This window comes from Mycetocola sp. Y171, from assembly GCF_056713165.1.
Window position 1 is genome coordinate 461,687 of sequence record NZ_JBWYGX010000002.1, and the last position, 20,083, is coordinate 481,769.

18 protein-coding genes are annotated in these 20,083 nt (G+C 64.1%); 11 read left to right on the top strand and 7 right to left on the bottom strand.

Translation table 11 applies throughout. From position 1 onward, the window contains the following. The first annotated feature begins 10 nt into the window (after window positions 1-10). The 4 genes from AC1M2K_RS11935 (at window position 11) to AC1M2K_RS11950 (ending at window position 3,442) form a co-directional block, all read left to right on the top strand. Window positions 11-1,324, top strand: a complete 1,314-nt coding sequence (locus tag AC1M2K_RS11935; protein ID WP_480241152.1) for an NAD(P)-binding domain-containing protein — start codon at window positions 11-13, stop codon at window positions 1,322-1,324. A gap of 26 nt (window positions 1,325-1,350) precedes the next feature. Further along, entirely contained in the window at window positions 1,351-2,244 is an 894-nt protein-coding gene (locus tag AC1M2K_RS11940) for a metalloregulator ArsR/SmtB family transcription factor (RefSeq protein WP_480241153.1), read from the top strand. A 91-nt stretch (window positions 2,245-2,335) separates the two neighbouring features. Next, window positions 2,336-2,746: an arsenate reductase ArsC gene (locus tag AC1M2K_RS11945; protein WP_480241154.1), complete on the top strand. Its 411-nt coding sequence runs from the start codon at window positions 2,336-2,338 to the stop codon at window positions 2,744-2,746. Between the two features lie 9 nt (window positions 2,747-2,755). Next, on the top strand, window positions 2,756-3,442 hold the full coding sequence (locus AC1M2K_RS11950; protein ID WP_480241155.1) for an arsenate reductase ArsC: 687 nt from the start codon (window positions 2,756-2,758) through the stop codon (window positions 3,440-3,442). Between the two features lie 34 nt (window positions 3,443-3,476). Here the strand turns inward: AC1M2K_RS11950 and AC1M2K_RS11955 are convergent, their stop codons facing one another. The 5 genes from AC1M2K_RS11955 to AC1M2K_RS11975 form a co-directional block, all read right to left on the bottom strand. Next, window positions 3,477-4,751, bottom strand: a complete 1,275-nt coding sequence (locus AC1M2K_RS11955; protein WP_480241156.1) for a glycosyltransferase — start codon at window positions 4,749-4,751, stop codon at window positions 3,477-3,479. A 74-nt stretch (window positions 4,752-4,825) separates the two neighbouring features. Then, window positions 4,826-5,452, bottom strand: a complete 627-nt coding sequence (locus tag AC1M2K_RS11960) for a Pr6Pr family membrane protein (protein WP_480241157.1) — start codon at window positions 5,450-5,452, stop codon at window positions 4,826-4,828. 204 nt (window positions 5,453-5,656) lie between these two features. Continuing rightward, a complete protein-coding gene (locus tag AC1M2K_RS11965; RefSeq protein WP_480241158.1) occupies window positions 5,657-6,415 on the bottom strand; it encodes an ABC transporter permease in 759 nt (252 codons plus the stop codon). Next, window positions 6,412-7,140, bottom strand: coding sequence for an ABC transporter ATP-binding protein (locus AC1M2K_RS11970; protein WP_480241159.1), 729 nt, complete (start codon window positions 7,138-7,140; stop codon window positions 6,412-6,414). The genes AC1M2K_RS11965 and AC1M2K_RS11970 overlap by 4 nt, the downstream gene beginning before the upstream one ends. A gap of 66 nt (window positions 7,141-7,206) precedes the next feature. Further along, window positions 7,207-8,604, bottom strand: coding sequence for a TrkH family potassium uptake protein (locus AC1M2K_RS11975; protein ID WP_480241160.1), 1,398 nt, complete (start codon window positions 8,602-8,604; stop codon window positions 7,207-7,209). A 198-nt stretch (window positions 8,605-8,802) separates the two neighbouring features. On the opposite strand from AC1M2K_RS11975, the gene AC1M2K_RS11980 reads away from it, so the two are divergent. From AC1M2K_RS11980 to AC1M2K_RS12010, 7 genes are all read left to right on the top strand, one after another. Then, complete coding sequence (locus AC1M2K_RS11980) at window positions 8,803-9,288, top strand: NUDIX hydrolase (protein ID WP_480241161.1); 486 nt, start codon at window positions 8,803-8,805, stop codon at window positions 9,286-9,288. A 137-nt stretch (window positions 9,289-9,425) separates the two neighbouring features. Then, window positions 9,426-10,457 (top strand): LacI family DNA-binding transcriptional regulator, encoded by a 1,032-nt coding sequence (locus AC1M2K_RS11985; protein WP_480241162.1) that lies wholly within the window; start codon window positions 9,426-9,428, stop codon window positions 10,455-10,457. Continuing rightward, on the top strand, window positions 10,454-11,422 hold the full coding sequence (locus tag AC1M2K_RS11990) for an ABC transporter permease (protein ID WP_480241163.1): 969 nt from the start codon (window positions 10,454-10,456) through the stop codon (window positions 11,420-11,422). Before AC1M2K_RS11985 ends, AC1M2K_RS11990 begins: the two co-directional genes overlap by 4 nt. A 7-nt stretch (window positions 11,423-11,429) precedes the next feature. Next, on the top strand, window positions 11,430-12,410 hold the full coding sequence (locus AC1M2K_RS11995; protein WP_480241164.1) for a carbohydrate ABC transporter permease: 981 nt from the start codon (window positions 11,430-11,432) through the stop codon (window positions 12,408-12,410). A 46-nt stretch (window positions 12,411-12,456) separates the two neighbouring features. Beyond that, window positions 12,457-14,070: an ABC transporter substrate-binding protein gene (locus tag AC1M2K_RS12000; RefSeq protein ID WP_480241165.1), complete on the top strand. Its 1,614-nt coding sequence runs from the start codon at window positions 12,457-12,459 to the stop codon at window positions 14,068-14,070. Window positions 14,071-14,169: 99 nt separating this feature from the next. Continuing rightward, on the top strand, window positions 14,170-15,576 hold the full coding sequence (locus tag AC1M2K_RS12005; protein WP_480241166.1) for a glycoside hydrolase family 32 protein: 1,407 nt from the start codon (window positions 14,170-14,172) through the stop codon (window positions 15,574-15,576). 28 nt (window positions 15,577-15,604) lie between these two features. Continuing rightward, complete coding sequence (locus AC1M2K_RS12010; RefSeq protein WP_480241167.1) at window positions 15,605-16,549, top strand: carbohydrate kinase family protein; 945 nt, start codon at window positions 15,605-15,607, stop codon at window positions 16,547-16,549. Here the strand turns inward: AC1M2K_RS12010 and AC1M2K_RS12015 are convergent. Next, window positions 16,521-17,084 (bottom strand): histidine phosphatase family protein, encoded by a 564-nt coding sequence (locus AC1M2K_RS12015; protein ID WP_480241168.1) that lies wholly within the window; start codon window positions 17,082-17,084, stop codon window positions 16,521-16,523. The genes AC1M2K_RS12010 and AC1M2K_RS12015 overlap by 29 nt on opposite strands. A gap of 89 nt (window positions 17,085-17,173) precedes the next feature. After that, complete coding sequence (locus tag AC1M2K_RS12020) at window positions 17,174-19,984, bottom strand: Kelch repeat-containing protein (protein ID WP_480241169.1); 2,811 nt, start codon at window positions 19,982-19,984, stop codon at window positions 17,174-17,176. Between the last annotated feature and the right edge of the window lie 99 nt (window positions 19,985-20,083).

Genomic DNA, 20,083 nt, shown 5'->3' on the forward strand with positions numbered 1-20,083 from the left:
CGGAGTAGTCATGACTTTGCTCGACCTCACGCCCACGGTTCGCCGTTCGTCCCGGCTGGACAGCCTGCCTGTCGCGATCATCGGCGCCGGGCCGATCGGGCTCGCGGCCGCGGCCAACCTGGTCGAGCGCGGCATCGACTTCGTCATCTACGAAAGCGGCGACTCAATCGCGTCCAGCATGAACGCCTGGCGTCACATCCGGCTGTTCTCTCCGTGGGAGCACCTCGTCGACCCGGCCGCCAGACGATTGTTGGAACCCACGGGGTGGAAGGAACCGCAAGCCGGCGTTGCGCCGTACGCCGCCGCCATCATCGACGACTATCTGACGCCGCTCGCCGCGCTCGAGCCGATCGCATCCCGCACCCGACTCGGAGTCACGGTGGAGTCGGTTTCGCGGGAGGGCATGGATCGCACCCGGTCGACCGGGCGAGCGAGCACCCCCTTCGTCCTTCGTATTCACAGTGGGGCGGACGTGTCGGAGGTGACGGCGCGGGCCGTGATCGACGCCTCCGGAACCTACGGGAACCCCAACAGCCTCAGCTCGAACGGACTGGTTCCCCTGGGCTACGCGGATGTCGCCGACAGGATCAGTCACGCCCTGCCTGACGTCCTGGGCGCCGAACGGGAACGGTTCGCCGGCAAACACACCGTGGTCGTCGGTGCCGGCCACTCCGCCGCAAACACCCTCATCAATCTCGCCAAACTCGCACGGGAGGAATCTGGGACAACTGTCACGTGGGTCATCCGGAACAGCACGGCCGTGCGGGTATCCAGCTCGGACGACGACGAACTCCCCGCCCGGGCATCGCTGGGTCAGCGCGTCGAACGGCTGATCGCCTCCGGGGCGATCGACCGCATCGACGGGTTCGAGATCGTGCGCCTCGCCGGCTCGGACGGAGGCGTTGTCGTCATTGGCAGCCGCGCCGGCGGTGTCGAGAGCATCCACGCCGACATCGTGGTGAACGCGACAGGGTTCCGACCGAATCTTGACATGCTGCGCGAGATTCGGCTTGAGCTGGATGAGATCGTCGAGGCGCCCCGTCGACTCGCGCCGCTGATCGACCCGAATCTGCACAGCTGCGGGACCGTCGCCCCTCACGGTTTCGCCGAGTTGCAGCAGCCGGAACCCAACTTCTTCATCGCCGGGATGAAGAGCTACGGCCGCGCTCCGACGTTCCTGCTCGCGACCGGCTACGAGCAGGTGCGCTCGATTTCGGCGTGGCTGGACGACGATATGACGGCTGCGAGCAAGGTGGAACTCGTCCTGCCTGCGACCGGGGTGTGCTCAACCGATGAGGCATCCGGATCATCCTGCTGCTCATGACCGCCTGATCGCATAGACTCCGGTCTATGAGTGAAGCTCAAACGTCAGTTCCGGCTGCGACCCTTCGCCTTCTTGCAGATCCGACGCGCGCCAAGATCATCACCCTGATCCTGGACAGCGAACACGGGCGGGCGACGGTGACGAGGTTGGCCGAGCGACTGGACCTGTCCCAACCGACGCTCTCGCACCACGCGAAAGCACTCACCGAGGACGGCATTCTCCAGCGCGAACCGGTGGGTCGGCAGGTGTGGTATTCAGTCGCTCCTGACCGTGTCGACGAGGTCTCCGAGGTGCTTCGGAAACCCATGGAGTCGCCTGTGGATGCGGATGTACTCGGTCGTATCAGCCTGGATCTGGCGCAACGATTCGCCGGCACGTTCGGCGCCGAGACGGTGGAGCGTTACGTCCACGAGAGCTACGCGTTGCTCGCAGAGCGGGCGCACATCAGCCGCTACCTCACATCCCTCACGTCGAGATTCGCCGCCGACCGACTATCCGCCCTCGCCAAGGAGAAGTCCAGGCTCGCCACCGAGATCCCCGAAGTCCTGTTCGTGTGCGTGCAGAACGCAGGACGCTCGCAAATCGCCTCCGCGATCCTCCGCCACCTCGCCGGCGACAAGGTCCTGGTTCGCACCGCCGGATCGGAACCCGCGGCAGCGGTGCGCTCCGTCGTCGCAACGGCGCTCGACGAGATCGGCGTTTCCCTCGACGGCGAGTACCCCAAACCGCTCACGGACGAAGTCGTCCGTGCGGCGGATGTCGTGATCACCATGGGCTGCGGAGATGCCTGCCCGGTCTACCCAGGCAAGCGCTACCTGGACTGGGAACTCGACGACCCCGCGGGGCTCCCGCTCAACCAGGTCCGCCATATCCGCGACGAAATCGAGACACGCGTCCGGGAGCTCCTGGCGACCCTCTGAGGTGAACGGTCTGTGAACTCAGCCACCTCCACTGGTACAACCCATAGATACGGGTCTATGCTTTATGTACCGACCGAAAGCGAGTTTCCCCATGACTGACAAGCCCTCCGTTCTCTTCGTCTGCGTCCACAACGCCGGCCGCTCCCAAATGGCCGCCGGCTATATGACCGCACTCTCCGGAGGCCGCGTCGAGGTACTCTCCGCCGGGTCCGAACCCAAGGATCAGATCAACCCGGTCGCGATCCAGGCCATGGCCGAAGAGGGCATCGACATCGCGAACAACGTGCCGAAGATTCTCACCACCGAGGCGGTGCGCGATTCGGATGTCGTGATCACCATGGGCTGCGGCGACGCCTGCCCGATCTTCCCCGGCAAGCGCTACGAGGACTGGAAGCTCGACGACCCGGCCGGCCAGGGCATCGACGCAGTGCGCCCGATTCGCGATGACATCAAAGCCCGCATCCAGGGCCTCCTCGCCGAGATCCTTCCCGCGTCCGTCTAGAGGCCCGCCATGTCTGACATCTACTCGCGTCGTGCCCTTCCTGGCCTCACTTTCCCGGAGGATCACCTGAAGCGCCTCGCAGACGATCTCGCCGCGAAGTTCGTCGGCGTCTTCGCACTCGAAACTGTTGAGCGCTACGTCTTGGAGTCGTACACGGCGCTGTTGCGAACCTCGACGGTCAAGGCTCATCTGACGAACAACACGATCCGATTCGCCACCGATCGTCTCACCGCGCTGGCACAGGCGAAGGGCGCAATCGATCGCCCGGTGCCTGAGGTTCTATTCGTCTGCGAGGAGAATGCAGGACGGTCACAAATGGCTGCCATCCTCACCGCGGCACTGTCCAACGGTGCAGTGCACGTGCGTTCGGCCGGCTCCGCGCCAGCTCATCAGATCAACCCGTTGGTCGTTGCCGCGATGGCCGAGATCGGGCTTGATCTCGATACGGCCTTCCCGAAGCCCCTCACCGACGATGTCGTCCAAGCAGCTGATGTCGTCATCACCATGGGTTGCGGAGACGCCTGCCCTCTCTATCCCGGCAAGCGCTACCAGGACTGGGCCCTCACCGACCCGGCCGGCCTCCCGCTCGAGGACGTCCGTCGCGTGCGCGACGACATCCGGGGCCACGTGGAAGCCATGCTTATAGAGCTCGGCGTCGAAAAGACACAATCCGTCTCATCCGCGTCGAAGGCGTGATCGTCGTTGAACGCTGGAGAGCCGCAAGACAGTCCTAAGGGTCGGGCGCCACGCGACGGGCAGTAAAGGTCGCCTCGATGGACTGCAAAACCTCAACCGAATCGCCGGTGCCATCCTCAGCGGCGATTCGCTCGCCGATAGCCGCCGATGCGGCGGCGTACTCCTTGCGCGAGAGGAGTTCGCGCATTCGTTCCGCGAGAGTGTCGGGAACCGCGCTGCGTAAGGGCAGCGGGCGAGGTCCTGCGCCGAGCTCGTGGATACGCCGACCCCAGAACGGCTGGTCGCCCAGAACCGGGCAGATCAGCGTGGGTTTGCCGGCACGCAGGCCGGCTGCGGTCGTGCCCGACCCTCCGTGGTGGACGACGGCGTCCACTCGTGGGAACAGCCATTCATGCGGCACGTCCTCGACGACGAAGATCTCATTCGTTGATCGAGCGGCGAGCCCGCCCCACCCGGTCGCGACCACGGCCCGCGCACCGACATCCTGGATCGCTTGCAACACGACCCGACCCCGCTCGTGTGCCTTCGCACCGAATGCCATGCTGCCGAAACCGACGTAGATGACAGGCCGAGGGCCCTTCAGAAAATCGAGGAGATCTACTGGCGGGTCCCATGTCGACGAAGTTTCCCGAAACCAGTAGCCGGTCACGTGTGCCGAGGCGGGGTAGTCGCCCGGTACCAGGACGACGTGTCGGCTGAACGGATACAGCACGGGTGCGGGATCATCGCTCCGCGTCGTCAGGTAGTCGCTGAGTCTGCTCATCCGCGGCAGACCGAGACGGTCACGACGGAACCTGTTGATCATTCCGCCGTACGCCAGCGCCGTGAAACGGTTGAACTGGTAGGTGAGCCGGTTCAACCCCCACGGCAGCGGGCGTGCGAGGAACGGTATCGGAAACGCGTTCGTGGGCGTGAGGAACGGCAGCGGAAGCGAGGGGACGAAGGCGACGTCGAGTCGCTCAGCGATGTGGAGGCCCCCGAGAGCCTTGGGGTGCGCGACGATGAGCGTCGGCTGGACTCGCTGGGCGATCTCCCACTGTTCGTGGAGCGACGTCCGCATCGCCGCCATCATCTGTCGTGCCAGGGTGAGGGCCTGCGCAGGACCGCCAAGGTCGGACATGCCGGCGCGCATGACCCGATCCATCTCTGTTGCCATCGGCTCGAAGCTGACTCCGGATGAGACGACATCGCGGTAGGGCTCGGGCGCAGCGAGCACGGCGACGTGGCCGGATGCACTGAGACGCTCGGCGAGAGCGGCGAACGGGTCGATGTCGCCTCGGGTGCCGAAGGTGAGGATGAGAACTCGCATTGCTGGATCCAATCGACGATTACTCGCCGACCAGGCTTCCCGGCACTCCTACGGTCACTCTACAACCAAGTGCACTACGACTGCCGAGTGGCCGGTCGGATTCTTGTCGATGCGACGAGGGCGCAGGCCAGCGAGACGATCACCGAGGCAAGACCGAGGGCATAGAAGCTGATCATTCCGTAGCCACCCGCCGCATCGGGGTCCAGGAAGAAGTACGGATACCAATTCGCAGCCCGTCCCCGCACCAGTGTGTATGCGGCCCATGCGACCGGAAATGCCAGGGCCAGCCAGGCCGTTCGCCACGGCAGGCGACGCTGAGTCGCAAGAATGAAATCCCCGACCGCGTACACGGGGAGGACGAAGTGCAGTAGTCGTGACGAAAGCGGTGCTTGCAACAGGAACGGCGAGAGCGACTCGTCGAGGATCAGCAGCGCGAACACGCCTCCGGAAACGACAACGTACGTGGTCGCCAGAAGGCGAAGAATGGTGAGCGATTGAGGCTCCGTATTGCCTCGGATGCCAACTGCGATAGCGAGAGCCAGGGCGATGACCATGATCACGTGACTCTGAATGGTGAAGTAACTGAGGACGTTGATGGCGGCGCACGACCCGTAGATGTAGAAGCAACTGGTTCGAGACAACAGCGCCCACACCGTCAGGGCGAGGATTATCAGCCGAACGGCCAGGAGCACGGATCGCACGAAGCCCCTTCCACTTGCGGTGTGGCCAGATCCTCGTAAGCGTAATGGCCGCCACAGCGCACGGTCCATTCCTGACGGGGTGGTTGCATCTGTGAATATGACCCCGGTTGGGCCGTTATTGACGAGAACATCGGCGTGCCAGGGAGTTCGGGCGCGAGACGTTGCGACGCCCTCTCAAGCGCGGTTGCAGGTCGGCTAGATCTTCTAGCGGTCAAGCTGGAGGCGCCGCCACGAACCGATCGTCAAACCGAGAAACACGGCGACGGTCGGGCCAACCAGGGCCAGCTGACCCGCAGACACTGCAACGCCGCCTGACACGACCCACAGCCCTGGAGCGGAGAAGGGGAACCAGGCGCCGACCCCGGCCACCACGGCGATCTGAGCGACGACCACGATGCCGCTGACCGTACCGATACCGGCCAGGATGCCACGGCCGAGTGTCGCCGCCCACGCAGCGGGGGCGGCGACGAGAGCGGTGAGTACGGCACCGACAACCAATCGGAGGAGGCCAGGCCATGCGTCGGCCGGGAAAGGACCGAGGCCGAGCACGAACCCCACGGCCACGAGAACCATCGCGAGCACGAGACTCACGACAACCGCCCAGGCGAGATAGATGAGGAACTTCGCCGCCGCGATTGTGCCCCGGCCGACGGGAAGCGCGAACAATCCGGTGATCGTCCCGTCGGCGAACTCGCGACCGTAGATCCACGAAAGCACGACGCCGAACCCCACCAGACCGGCGACGGTCGTGACCTGCGCCGTCGTCGTGAGGTACCCAGCCCATCCGCCGGGATCGAGGAGTGGACCAAGCTTCGCCCTGAGCAGCGGGTCGGTCGTGTCGACGGCCAGCAGCAGCGAACCGCAGAGCGCGGCAATGCCGAGGGTAAGCAGCACAGCGGTCACGACGGTCACGCGGGCGCGCACGAAGCGCATCGCTTCGGTGGCGAGAGCGGCCCCGATCATGCTGGACGCTGCCGGTCGTCGGCGTGGACGAGTTCGAAGAATGACCGCTCGAGGTCGGTCCCGTGCGGATCGAGGCTGCCGATCAGGCGACCCTTGTTGATCACGCTGATTCGGTCGGCGATGCGCGCCACCTCATCGAGGTGATGGCTGGACACGAGCACTCCGGCGCCTGCTGCGGCACGAGCCAGCAACGTCTCGCGGAGGAGGATCACACCCGAAGGATCCAGGGCGCTGGTCGGCTCGTCCATGATGATCAGTCGCGGGTGGTGTTGGAGCGCCGAGGCGAGTCCTAGTCGCTGACGGTTCCCGAGCGACAGGCGTCCGGCACGAATCGACGCGTACGGCCGTAAGTTCAGGTCATCGATGGACGACTCCACCATCGTCGTGATCTCGGCGCGGGGTACGGCGTGCAAGCGGGCGGCGAGCCGGAGGTTGTCACGGCTGGTCAGCTCCGCATAGGCGAGGGGGTAATCGACGAAATGCCCCACTCCGGCCCATGCCGCCAACGGCAAAGCCCGGATGTCGTGGCCGTCGAGTTCGACGGTGCCTGTAGTGGGCCGCAGCATGCCGAGCAGCAGGCGCATCAGAGTCGACTTGCCCGCCCCATTCAGCCCGACGAGAGCGTGAATTTCGCCCGGAGCCACGTCGAGGTCGATTCCTCGGATGCCGACGTCTGCGCTGAACGCGCGGACGAGGCCACGGGCACGCACCCGCGCCGCGGTCATGAGTGGACACCCGAATGTGGCGGGCAGGGAGTGCGAAGGATGGGCATGGTATGTCCGTTCACCCCATCAGCCGATGATGGGACTCTCGTTCGGGAACCGGTACAGCCGACGTCGTTGACGAATGGACAGGGCCGCCGCGAGACTGATCGGGCCGATCCGACCGGCGAACATCAGCACTGAGAGCACGTACTTGCCAAACGGCGGTAATTCCTCGCTGAGGCCGACGCTGAGTCCGCAGGTGGCGAAGGCTGAGATCACCTCGAAGAGGATCCGATCGAGTGGTTCCCTGCTGACGGCCATGAGAAGTCCGGTTGCGACCAGAATCAGCGTGGCAGCGAGGAACAGAACGCTGATCGCTACCCGCAGCGCTCCCTCGGTGATCGTGCGTCCGAAGGTCCTAACATCCGAGTCACCTCGTGCCTCGGCAATGATCGCGAGGAAGAGAACCGCGATTGTCGTGACCTTGATGCCGCCCGCCGTGGATGCCGACCCCCCGCCTGCGAACATCAGGGCGTCTGTGGCGAGCAACGTCACCGAGTTTGACGCACTCGGATCCACGATGCTGAAGCCACCTGAACGCATCATCGTCGAAGCGAAGACCGCGTTGAAGAGCTTTTCTGCCGTGTCCATGTCGCCGATCGTCGAACGGTTGGACCACTCGAATACAGCCCAGATGGCCGCCCCGGCGATGAGCAATATCGTCGTGACCAGGAGCGTCAGCTTGGTGTGAACATTCCACTTGCGGAGTTCGAACCGGGTCGCCATGAGCACCATGAAAACGGGGAAGCCCAAACTGCCAACGAACACTCCCACCATTATCGGAAGAAGGATCCAGAGGTTGTCGGCGAAGCCAGCCAACCCGTCCGGGTGGGAGACGAAGCCGGCGTTGTTGAAGGACGAAACGGCATAGAAGATCCCATGCCAGAGCCCCGTCGTCCACGATTTGTCGGCGATGATGAAACTCGGGACGAGAAGTACGGCGAGCGCGAGTTCGATTGCCAGCGTCGTCAAGACAACGATCCGAAGCAGGCTTCCGACTTCGCCGAGTTTCCCTGTGCTGATGCCTTGCTGGGCAAGGAGCTTGCTCCGAATGCCAAGCTGCCTCGTTACGGCGCGGGCCAGGAGTGTAGCCATCGTGACGATGCCCAGTCCACCCACCTGGATTGCGAGAAGGATGACGACCTGCCCAAAGAAGGACCAATGCACTGCTGTGTTCACAGTGACGAGGCCCGTGACTGTCACGGCCGAAAACGCAGTGAACAGCGAGTCATGCAGTGGGGTAGATCGACCGTCAGCCGCTGCGATCGGGAGGCTCAAAAGCAATGTGAAGGTGAGCGCGACGAAAGCGAAAACCACAAGCGCCAGACGCGCGGGTGAGCTCTTGGCTAGCGAGTCGACGAGTTGACGTGGGTTTCGCCGTGGCAACAGACGCATCTTCTTCTGGCCGGCTGCAGAGATCGTCATGGTGGCCTGTCCTCCGCGCAGAGCGGAATCATCTACATCAGATCGATCGAATTGATCGAACGCCGACCAGACTTCCCGGCTCACCGACACTCAGTCTATAGAGCTACCCCTCGGATGGTTAGGGTGGCCACCACGGGCGCTGGTGATGTCTGACCTGAGGAATCGCGAGCCGAGAAAGCTGAACGAAACGGAGAGCTGATGGTGGTGCGAAGCGCAGGCATCCTGCTCTACCGACAGACGGAAGCAGGGGAGCCGCAGGTCTGGATCGCACACATGGGCGGTCCGTTCTGGGCGGGCAGGCAGGATGCGGCGTGGTCGATTCCGAAGGGGGAGTATGAGCCTGGGGAAGACCCGATCATGGCCGCGCGGCGCGAGTTCGAGGAGGAGATCGGTGTGCCGGCGCCCGATGTGCAGTATGTGGGATTGGGGGACTTTCGCCAGCCGTCGGGGAAGGTGGTGACGGTGTTCGCCGCGGAGACGGACTTCGCCGTTGATCAATTGGCGAGCAATACCTTCGAGCTGGAGTGGCCCAAGGGATCCGGCGTGCTGCGGGAATTCCCCGAGGTGGACGATGCCCGCTGGGTGGGGCTGGCAGAGGCCCGGGCGAAGCTGGTGCGAGGGCAGCTGGCCGTGCTGGATGTTCTGACGGAGAGGCTGCGTGCCGAGGGGCGACTGGGCACTTAGCCTGGCATCCGGTGCCGTCGGAGAGGAAGAACTGATGACCTTCAGCTCAGTCTCGAAACTTCTTGTTGACGCACGAGGCAGGAGGGGTTACTCTGATCAAGTTATACGAATAACCAACTTACGAAGAGGTGAGAAACATGGCACGCAAGAGCAATACTCCGACAATGTGGGAGGTCGCCGAGCGTGCCGGCGTCTCTCAGGCCACCGTCTCCCTCGTGCTCAACAATGTCGGCGGAAGCCGCGTGGCCGAGGCGACCAAGGCTCGGGTTCTGGACGCGGTCGAGGAACTCGGGTTCCGGACCAACGCTTTCGCGAAGTCCCTGCGGAGCGGCAAGTCCGGAATGATCGGCTTCATTTCTGACGAAGTTGCCAGCGCACCCTTCGCCGGCAAGCTGCTCAAGGGAAGCCAGCTCTGCGCATGGGAGGCCGGCAACGTCATCCTCAGCGTCGACACCTTCAACGAACCCGAACTCGAAGCGGCAGCAATCGACATGATGCTGTCCTACCGCGTGCAAGGAGTCGTCTACGCGTCGATGTACCATCGTGTCGTCGACGTGCCGGCCGCATTGGCCGGTATCCCCACGGTGGTGGTGAACGCGCAAGATCGCGCCGGCCTCGTGTCCAGCGTCTTCCCTGATGAGGAGCTGGGCGGATACACCGCCACGAAACACCTCATCGAAGCCGGCCATACGCGGATCGGGATGATCAACATCCAGCCACCCGAAAGCGACCTGCCTGCCGGAATCGGCCGACTCGCTGGCTACCGTCGCGCTCTCAGTGAAGCCGGGATCGAACAGGATCCCCGCCTGCTGCGCTACGGTTCCGGAATTGTCGAAGACGGATACGACCTCACTCGAGACCTGTGGAACGAGGGGGACCGGCCGACCGCGATCTTCGCCGGCAATGACCGGACCGCCTGGGGTTCGTATCGAGCCCTTGAGTCCCTCGGCCTGCAGGCCCCAGACGACTGCTCCATTGTCGGCTTCGACAACCAGGACACCCTCGCCCCATATCTCGATCCTGGTCTGACCACGGTCGCATTGCCCTACGAACAGATGGCCCGGCGGGCCGTCGAGTTGCTTCTCACCGCTGAGACGCCCACCCAGAATCCCATTGAATGTTCACTGGTCCGTCGTGGATCAGTGGCGAGTGCAAAGGTGCCCGCATGACCACAGAAACCCCGTCGCGGATCCTCTCCCCAGAGAGGCCTGCCCCGAAGGCTGGGCGCGTGCGTTCGCACGTACGTCGAGCGCTCCACTCGTGGCAGTTATACGTATTACTAACCCCCGCCGTCGTCTACATCCTCCTGTTCAAGTACTGGCCGATGTACGGTGCGCAAATCGCGTTCCGCGACTACAACCCGGCGGACGGGTTCGCGGGCAGCCCATGGGTCGGGCTGGAACACTTCATTCGTTTCATCGAATCGTTCCAGTTCGAGCGGCTCCTGGTGAATACCCTCACCGTGAACGCCCTGGGGCTCCTGCTCGCGTTCCCGGTGCCGATCATCCTCGCCCTCATCGTGAACCAGTTGCAGAGCGAGCGGTTCAAAAAGCTCACCAAGACGGTGCTCTACTCGCCGTCATTCATCTCGGTCGTGGTCGTGGTCGGAATGATTCACCTGCTCTTCTCCCCGCGATCGGGCATCGTCAACAACGCCATCGTCACCTTCGGCGGTGATCCGATCTTCTTCATGGGGTCGCCTGACTGGTTCCGGCCGCTGTACATCGGATCTGACATCTGGCAGACCGCCGGTTTCTCGATGATCGTCTACCTCGCCGCACTCACCGCCATCGACCCGGCACTTCATGAAGCGGCCCGCGTCGACGGAGCGAACAAGTGGCAGCGGATCCGACACATCGACATCCCTGGAATCATGCCCGTGATCACGATCCTGTTCATCCTTGCGATCGGCAACCTGTTCAACCTCGGGTTCGAGAAGGTGCTGCTGATGCAAACCGACCTCAACCTGCCGACTTCCGAGGTCATCCAGACCTACGTGTACAAGGCGGGGCTGCAACAAGCGCAGTTCAGCTACTCGGCCGCAATCGGTCTGTTCAACTCCCTCATCAACCTCGTTCTGCTGCTGACCTTCAACTGGGTCGCCCGCCGTTCGGGCCAATCGAGCCTTTGGTGACGACCCCATGACCCACACACTGCACACCGCGCCCGAACGACTCGACGAGTCGTCTCCCTCAGACGGCCGTCTGACGCCCCCTCGGCCCAGGAAACGCGCCACTTTCGGCGATCGTTTCGCAGATCCGCTGTTCAACACCCTCGCGATCGGCGCCCTGATCCTGGCCATGGCCGCGATCATCTACCCGATGTACTTCATCGTCATCGCCTCGGTCAGCGAACCGACCGAAATCCTCAACGGCAACGTCTGGTTGTGGCCGCAGGGCTTCACGATCGAGGGCTACACGAGGATCTTCTCCGACTCCACCATTCTCCGCGGGTTCGGAAACTCCGTCCTCTACACGGTGCTCGGAACGATCATCAGCGTGGCGACGATCCTCTGCGCCGCATACGCCCTGTCACGGAAAGACCTCTACGGCCGCACGTTCTTCATGCTGCTGTTCATCATCACGATGTTCATCGACGGCGGACTCATCGCCCGCTACCTCGTGGTCCGCGACCTGGGCATGCTCGACACCATCTGGGCGGTCGTACTTCCTGGTGCTGTCGGAGTCTGGAACCTCATCATCGCCAGGGCCTTCTTCGAGAACAACGTTCCCGGGGAGCTCCGCGACGCGGCACAGATGGACGGCGCAAGCGACTTCCGCTTCTTCTTCAGCATCGTGCTTCCCCTGTCCAAGCCGCTGATCTTCCTGATGATCATGATCCACCTCGTCGCCAACTGGAACGCGTTCTTCGACGCACTGATCTTCCTCGACGACGAGAGCAAGTACCCGCTCCAGCTGGTTCTGCGCAACGTGCTCATTCAGTCCGAAGTGACCTCGGCCGGCGGCACGGGTGCACTCGATTCCTACGCCGCAGCCCAACGCCTGGGTGAGCTGATCAAGTACGGAATGATCGTCATCTCCACGATCCCGCTGCTGATCATCCTTCCCTTCATGCAAAAGCACTTCACCAAGGGCGCCCTGCTCGGCGCCGTCAAGAGCTGACCTCCCACATTCCTGCACCACACCTCGAAATCAAAGGACAAAACACATGAGACACCGCCGTTTCTATACCGCCACTGCCATCGCGATTGCGGGCACCGTTCTGCTCGCCGGCTGCGCCGGCGGAGGGGATGCCAAGAAGATCGAAGACAAGTCGGCCGACTTCGGGTTCAACACCGAAGGTCTTCCAATCGTGGACGACACCCTCACCCTCACCTTCGGCGGCACGAAGTCTCCGCTCGCTCCTGAGTACTCCGAGATGGAACTCGTCAAGCAGTGGGAGAAGGACACGAACATCGCGATCAGTTGGAAGAACGTCCCTGAACAGGTGTACGCCGAGAAAAAGAACCTCATGCTCGCCAGCGACGAGCTTCCCGACGTGCTGTACAACTCCGGACTGACCGACGCGGAGATCGTTCAGAACGGTGACAACGGTACCCTGCTACCGCTCGAGGATCTCATCAAGGAACACGCGCCGATTCTCTCCGGCATCCTGAACGATCGTCCAGACATCCGTGCCGCCATCACGGCATCCGACGGCCACATCTACACGCTCCCTTCTGTCGAAGAGCTGGGCATCCTGCAGTACCCGAACTTCCTGTACATCAACACGTCGTGGCTCGACGCTCTCAACCTGCCGATGCCCTCGACCATCGAGGAGTACCGCGACGCTCTCGAAGCATTCAGGACTCAGGACCCGAACGGGAACGGCCAAACGGATGAGATCCCGCTGTCTTTCAGGACCGACTCCTTCTGCGCCAACCCCAACGACCTCATCGCCGCACTCGGCGGCCAGCCCGAGAACAACGACCATCGCATCGTCCGTGACGGCAAAGTCGAATTCACGGCGAACACCGACGGCTACAAGGCGGGAGTCGCCGCGCTGGCAGACTGGCACGCCGATGGGCTGATCGACCCCGAATCCTTCTCCCAGGACGACGTCGCCTACCTGTCGAAGGGCAAGGCAGCGACCCCGGTCCTCGGTTCGTTCTTCTGGTGGGAACTGAAAGAGATGGTCGGTGACGACAGAGTCGGCGACTACGAGATGGTCGGCATCCTCGAAGGCGTCGACGGCGAGCAGCTGGCCAGCGTGGCGAACAACCAGGAGATCGGCCGTGGCGCCATGGCAATCACCCGCGCTAACGAATACCCCGCCGCCACCATGCGCTGGGCAGACCGGCTGTTCGACCCGGTGATGTCCGCGCAGGTCAACTGGGGACCGATCGGCGTCACCCTCGAAGAAGACGAGAACGGAATCCTCCAACAGATCCCCGCAGCAGCAGGGGAGTCCGAGGGCGAACGCCGTCAGAAGGTCGCCCCGGGCGGACCGAAGATCACCACCAAGGAAGACTTCGAAACCGTCGTCGCACCCGAGCCGCGCGCCAAGGAACGACAGGACCTCGTTGCCGAGTACTACGCCCCACACAAGGCCAACGACGCCTACCCGCCCGTGATGCTGTCGAACGATGAACTGGATCAGGTGTCCTTCGCCGTCACCGACATCAACACCCTCGTCAAGGAGAAGTTCGCGTCGTGGATCGTCAACGGCACAATCGACGACGAATGGGACGGCTATGTCTCCCAGCTCGAGTCGATGGGCATCGATGACGTCATCGCCACATACCAGAGCGCATACGACCGCTTCCAGCAAGGCGGCAAGTAGCCGGTAGCCGGTGCAGGAAGAGATCCTTTCTGCACCGGCTCAAATCTCTGCAAATTCTGCACCGAATGCTCACCCCAACCGATCCACCAGGAGTTCTCTGTGACCGCGCCCCGCCCCGAAGCGACCACCGTCGCCGACCAGCCCACCAGCACTCCGGCGCGCCCGGCAGCGCACTTCACCGCTGCCGCCTCGTGGCTCAACGACCCCAACGGGCTGCTCTATCACGACGGCGTCTACCACCTCTTCTTCCAGACGAACCCGCACGCGAACGTCTGGGGCAACTTGTCCTGGGGTCACGCCACCTCGACAGATCTGGTCACGTGGACCGAGCAGGACATCGCGATCCCGTACACCGCAGAGGAAATGGTGTTCTCCGGTAGCGCCGTCGCCGACGTCAACAACACGGCCGGGTTCGCTGCCTCGGGGGAGACCGCGCTCGTCGCGATCTTCACCAGTGCCAGACCACCGCGGGACGGTCACCCCGGATCTCAGGCTCAGTCCCTCGCGTACAGCCTGGACAGCGGAGCGACCTGGACCCGTTATGCCGGGAACCCGGTCCTGGACATCGGCTCGGATGAGTTCCGGGACCCGAAGGTCTTCTGGTACGGCGGCACCGACGGACACTGGGTCATGGTCGCCGTCGAAGCCGTGGCGCGCGAGGTCGTCGTCTACACCTCCGACAATCTCCGTGACTGGAACCTGCAATCACGCTTCGGACCCGCCCACGCCGTCGACGGCGTCTGGGAGTGCCCCGACCTGTTCCCGCTCCGCGTCGACGGGACCGACGAGACCCGATGGGTACTCGTCGTGAGCCTGAACCCGGGCGGGATCGCCGGTGGCTCCGGCGCCCAATACTTCATCGGGGACTTCGATGGCGCGACGTTCACTGCGGAAAGACTCACGGATTCCAAGAACCTCGCAGACTACGACTGGCTGGACTACGGCCGCGACTACTACGCACCCGTCTCTTTCAACGACGCACCGGATGGACGGCGCCTCATGATCGGCTGGGCCAGCAACTGGCAGTATGCAGGGCACACCCCCACGCACCCCTGGCGGTCCGCCATGTCACTTGTCCGCGAAGTTGTGCTCGTTCGCGACGGTGGCGGTCAGCTCCGGGTTCGACAGCAACCCGTGCTTCCCGCCGGCACCGTCGGAGTCGACATTTTCGAACTGTCCGTTCCGTGTGGTCCCAACGACAGGAACGCTGTGGTTCTGACGGGTGAGGGCGGCGCGGATCGCGTCGTCATCACGATCGACGGAGACGACAGAAGCATCACGTTCGACCGGACCCAAAGCGGGAACGTCACTTTCCACCCGGATTTCCCTTCCGTCGACTGGGCGCCCCTGCCCGCTGGCCACACTGGCGAGATCGATGTTCGCGTGATCGTCGATGCGTCGATCGTCGAGGTCTATGCCGCCGGCGGCCTCATCACCTTCACCGAACAGGTTCATCCTTCGGTTCCGCTGACCACGCTGCATATCGAGCCGATCGACGTCCGCTGACAAAGGCTGCCACGAGAGGACCTGGAGGATGAGCGAAAGCAACTCCACCGCTGAGGGCGATGTATTGGTCGTGGGGGAGACGATCATCGACATCGTCGACCGCGGCAGCGCACGTACTGAACACGTCGGCGGCTCGCCCGCCAACGTCGCGCTCACCCTCGCACGGCTCGGCCACCCTGTGAGACTCGTCACCGACATCGCCGCCGACGACCGGGGTCGACGTGCCCGCTCGCACCTCGCCGAGTCACACGTACGGGTCATCTCCCGGGCCGCGGAGCGGACGCCAACTGCACTCGCCCGAATACAGATCGATGGATCTGCCGAATACACATTTGACATCGCGTGGGACCCCGTGGCACCGGAAGTTCGGGGAGCGGCGCATGTTCACGTCGGGTCGATCGCGGCCTTCCTCGCCCCGGGCGCGGACAAAGTCCGCGAACTCCTCAGCACGCTTCCCGCCGGAGTCACCAGCAGCTTCGACCCCAACATCAGACCGTCGATCATCGGTCCCCATCACGAGGCCCTCAAGCGGTTCGAGGCCTTAGCCTCCGTTGCCGACGTCGTGAAGTTGAGTGACGAAGACGCGCTCTGGCTGTACCCGGGCGAAACTCCCGCACGGGTGATCGCCCGGTTGCTTGCGCTCGACGTTCGACTCGCCATCATCACCCGTGGCGGGGATGGCCTGTTGCTCGCATCGAGACACGCCAGCGTCGACGTGCCCGCCGCAAGCATCACCGTGGCCGACACGATCGGATCTGGGGACTCCGCCATGGGTGCAATCATCGACGGCGTACGGCGAGAAGGACTCGAAGAGCTTTCCGCGCCCACGCTTCGTCGAATCGGCGACTGGGCGGCAACTGTCGCGGGCGTCACGACCTCCCGGGCAGGAGCGAATCCGCCGTGGCGACGCGAGCTGAGGACACGATTCGGGCTCGAGCCCGATGTCACGGACTCAGGTGTGCCCTGTCGTTGAAGCGGTGGACGATGTGATGTCCACCGGCGCGGAGCTCGATCTCAGTGATCGCCGCGTTCGCCACAGCCAGGTGGGTCCACGACGACTCGGATGCATCCAACGCTCGCGCCACAAACCAGGCGACGACAAACGCATGCGTGACCGCCACGACCGTCCCTGGACTGTCGAACTCCGAGGAGATCGTCGTCCACGCAGCCGAGAGAGCTGCCCCACCCGGATCCCTTTCGTCAGCCGGAATGTCGGTGAACCACTCCCGTCGCGCTTGCGAATAGTCGCCCCAGCGACCATCAGCGGGATACGGTGTCCGGTCGTCCAGCAGCTCGGTTCGCAGTCGTTCGCATCCGACCAGGTTTTCGATCGTGATTGCTGTCTGTTCGGCCCTGAGTCTCGGCCCATGCCAGACTGCGCGAACGTCGAGTCCTGCGAGAGCCGTGGCCAACTGTTTCGCCTGAACCACCCCTTTCGGAGAGAGGCCCGGGTCATCAGCGTCGTGACCGGTTGCGTCCGCATGCCGGATCAGAAGAAGTCGTGGCATGACGTCATGCTGCCACACCGACCGTCGGGCCGGTTCCTGTGCTGGCGTAGCTCATCACAAGGTTTGATCGGGGCCCTCGGCGTCGCGCCCTATCGCGCGGTGTACGTCTCCACGGCCGACGAAGCGGAGAACCCGGCCTGCACTCCGCCGCCGGCCACCGTGATTCTGTTCCCGGTGAGCACAGGGAAAATACCGTGCCGGGCGGTCAACATCGGTGTTCCGAGGCGCCAGGTGTTCGTCGCCGGGTTGTAGATGTCGACCCGGGAGTACACGTTCCGGTTGGTGGCTCCGGGGCCGTTCTGGGTCTCGCCACCCATCACATACAATTCACCCCCAAAGAACACTGCCTTGCCCATCCCACCCCTGGCCTGGGGGAGCGCTGCGAGCCCAGACCCAGCTGTCGTGCTGGAGCGCCACGTGTTGGTTGCCGGGTCGTAGACCTGCAGGGTGTTGAACCCGTTTGCGACCGTGTTCCCGTCTCCGCTGCCGGGGCCGCGACCGCCGGCCACGAAGAGCAGGGAGCCATCAGTAGTCGATGCGGCGTGGTTGCGACCCAGCGGCATCGCGGCCATCTCCGTCCACGTATTCGAGGCGGGGTCGTAGCGGGCCGTGCGGTTCGTCGTGACCGACCCGATGATGCCGCCCGCCAGGTAGATCCGCCCTCCGATGAGGGCGGAGGAGCTGGATCCGGCGGCAAACGGCATGTCTTTGCCGAGCGTCCAGGCGTTCGTCGCCGGGTCGTAGATCTGCACCTTGCCCGCCCCGGCGCCCAGACCGCCGAGGAGGTACAGCTTGCCGTTGACCACCTCAGCAGCGTGGTGGTGGCCGACGAACGGCCGGACAGGCAGGTTGGAGCGCCAGACGCCAGTTGCCAGGTCCAGTGCGAGGGTCGCGTTGCTGCTCTCACCGACCAGGTAGAGGGTGGATCCGATACGGCCGCCGGCAACTTCGCCGAGCGCGACGGGCATCGACGGGCCGGTCTCCCATCGCGCGGCGAAGCGGCCCGCATAGGTGCTGGTCGCGAGGCTGCCACCCGTGAGGTAGACGACACCGTTCACGAGTCCCGCCACCGAGGTCTTGCGGCCGCCCGGAAGCGAGGGAAGCTTCGACCAGGTGTTGCTCTCAGGCGCGTACGCCGTCACATCGCTGCTCGCCGTGTTGCCCGGGTTGGTTCCGCCGAGCACCAGGATCTGCCCGTCGCGCACCACGCTCACGATGTGGCTGCGGGCCTTGGGCAGGCTCGCCATCTTCGTCCAGGCGTTTGTGGCCGGATCGAACCGATGGACATCGGACTGTAGGCCGGTGTTCTCGTTCTCGTTGTGCTGGCCGCCGATCGCGTAGATCTTGCCGTCGACAGTCGCGCCTGCGAGGTGATTCCGCGGATTCGGCAGGGCTGCACGAGCGGCCCAGGAGGTTCCGTTGTCCAGGTTCAGCACCCAGTGGTCCCGCTGATCCGGGTCGGCCGTCGACCCGGCCACGCGGCTGGTGCCGCCGAAGAAGTGCAACTCCCGCCCCACGATCGCCGCGCCGCCCGCGCCCCGTGGTGCAGGAAGCAGCGGTCCGCGAGTGTACGTGCGATTGACGGTGTCGTACTTCCACACGCTTCGGGTTGAGGGCCCAGGGTGGTTGTCGACGTAACCGCCGACCAGCCAGACGGTGTTGCCATCGGCGACGACCGCCGAGTGCGTCAGCTCCTCCGGCAGATCAGGGAGTTGCGACCAGGAGTTCGCGGCAGGGTCGTAGACGTCGCTTCTCGCCGTGGTGGTTGTGCCGGTGTAAAAACCTCCGAACACGTAGAGCTTGCCTGCCACGACGGCGCCCTGGCCTTCAGAGCGCGCGATCGGTGACTGCGCTCGAGTGTCCCAGGTGAACTGGGTGGAATCTCCGGTCGGGGGCGGGGGAGTCGTCGGGCCGCCGGCAGGCGGAAGGACGGTTATTGCCGCGACGGATGGTTGATCGACTCTTGCCGTGAACGCGATGTCCAGTCGGCCATCCGTGACGGGAACGGCGAAGGAGCGTGTTGTGGCCGTCATCGCGCCCACGGTCGCGAAGATATCGAAGTCGACCAGCTCAGCGTTGCCGCCTTCGAAGTTCGCGCTGAAGACGCGCTTGCCTGCACCGCCGGGGCCGCCTCCGGTCGCGCCGTGGTAGATCTCTGCGAAGTGGAGCGTGACGTTGTGCGTTCCGGAAGCGCTGACGGGAATGGAATAGCTGAACCCGCCGAGCCTCTGGGTGGCGCTGCGCTCATTGAGATAGACCGAATCGTCGGTCGTTCCCGCGATCGCCGTGACAGCTGGGTTGGAGTACGACTTTCCGCCAGAGAAATTCGCGTCAGCGGCCCAGGTCGCGCCGCCCGTCGTAACCGCGCCACCACCGGCATTCCAACGCAGCGCCGATGCCGGTGCGGGCGGCTGAGGCTCCGGGATGTTGTCGACGGTGAATGTCGTCTCACCGGTGAGCACGTCGCCGTCGGTGTACGTCACCCGTGTCGAGATCGTGTGGGAGCCCTCGCTGACCTTCGTCGTGTCGAAGGGATTCGCGGTGGCAGTGGATCCGCCCGCGAAGTCGAAGGGAGTGCCTCGCTCGACTTGGCGTGGAGCGCCGGTCATCGACGTGTTGTCGAGCCAGAACTCCACAACGCTGATTCCCGTTTGTTCCGGCAAGAACGGGTAGATCGGTCCCTTGACCGTCGCGCCGCTGAGCGATGCGGCTGCGGACCGGTTGGCCGCAGAGCTGACGAGAAGCGAGGGCAGGTCCCCCTCGTGCGCGCCGGCCGGCTGCGGCGCGGCGACGACGAGGGTGGCCGTGACGGCAATTGCCGCGAAAACGGCGACGGTGCGCCGTCGAATCCCTTGCCCTTCGGCACGAAGGCGCGGAGCGTGGAGCGGAGTTGGCGACATCGGCGTCTCCTCAGGTTCGGGTACCCGGACGACTTCGCACGGACCGTCGAGGGACGCGGCCGGCGAAGCGTGGCTCGCACGTTACTCCCCTTCGGGGGA

Bases quoted from the DNA above. Each gene is read 5' to 3' on its own strand.
- AC1M2K_RS11935 (WP_480241152.1), top strand. From the start codon at position 11: ATGACTTTGCTCGACCTCACGCCCACGGTTCGCCGTTCGTCCCGGCTG.
- AC1M2K_RS11940 (WP_480241153.1), top strand. From the start codon at position 1,351: ATGAGTGAAGCTCAAACGTCAGTTCCGGCTGCGACCCTTCGCCTTCTT.
- AC1M2K_RS11945 (WP_480241154.1), top strand. From the start codon at position 2,336: ATGACTGACAAGCCCTCCGTTCTCTTCGTCTGCGTCCACAACGCCGGC.
- AC1M2K_RS11950 (WP_480241155.1), top strand. From the start codon at position 2,756: ATGTCTGACATCTACTCGCGTCGTGCCCTTCCTGGCCTCACTTTCCCG.
- AC1M2K_RS11955 (WP_480241156.1), bottom strand. From the start codon at position 4,751: ATGCGAGTTCTCATCCTCACCTTCGGCACCCGAGGCGACATCGACCCG.
- AC1M2K_RS11965 (WP_480241158.1), bottom strand. From the start codon at position 6,415: ATGATCGGGGCCGCTCTCGCCACCGAAGCGATGCGCTTCGTGCGCGCC.
- AC1M2K_RS11970 (WP_480241159.1), bottom strand. From the start codon at position 7,140: ATGACCGCGGCGCGGGTGCGTGCCCGTGGCCTCGTCCGCGCGTTCAGC.
- AC1M2K_RS11975 (WP_480241160.1), bottom strand. From the start codon at position 8,604: ATGACGATCTCTGCAGCCGGCCAGAAGAAGATGCGTCTGTTGCCACGG.
- AC1M2K_RS11980 (WP_480241161.1), top strand. From the start codon at position 8,803: ATGGTGGTGCGAAGCGCAGGCATCCTGCTCTACCGACAGACGGAAGCA.
- AC1M2K_RS11985 (WP_480241162.1), top strand. From the start codon at position 9,426: ATGGCACGCAAGAGCAATACTCCGACAATGTGGGAGGTCGCCGAGCGT.
- AC1M2K_RS11990 (WP_480241163.1), top strand. From the start codon at position 10,454: ATGACCACAGAAACCCCGTCGCGGATCCTCTCCCCAGAGAGGCCTGCC.
- AC1M2K_RS11995 (WP_480241164.1), top strand. From the start codon at position 11,430: ATGACCCACACACTGCACACCGCGCCCGAACGACTCGACGAGTCGTCT.
- AC1M2K_RS12000 (WP_480241165.1), top strand. From the start codon at position 12,457: ATGAGACACCGCCGTTTCTATACCGCCACTGCCATCGCGATTGCGGGC.
- AC1M2K_RS12010 (WP_480241167.1), top strand. From the start codon at position 15,605: ATGAGCGAAAGCAACTCCACCGCTGAGGGCGATGTATTGGTCGTGGGG.
- AC1M2K_RS12015 (WP_480241168.1), bottom strand. From the start codon at position 17,084: ATGCCACGACTTCTTCTGATCCGGCATGCGGACGCAACCGGTCACGAC.
- AC1M2K_RS12020 (WP_480241169.1), bottom strand. From the start codon at position 19,984: ATGTCGCCAACTCCGCTCCACGCTCCGCGCCTTCGTGCCGAAGGGCAA.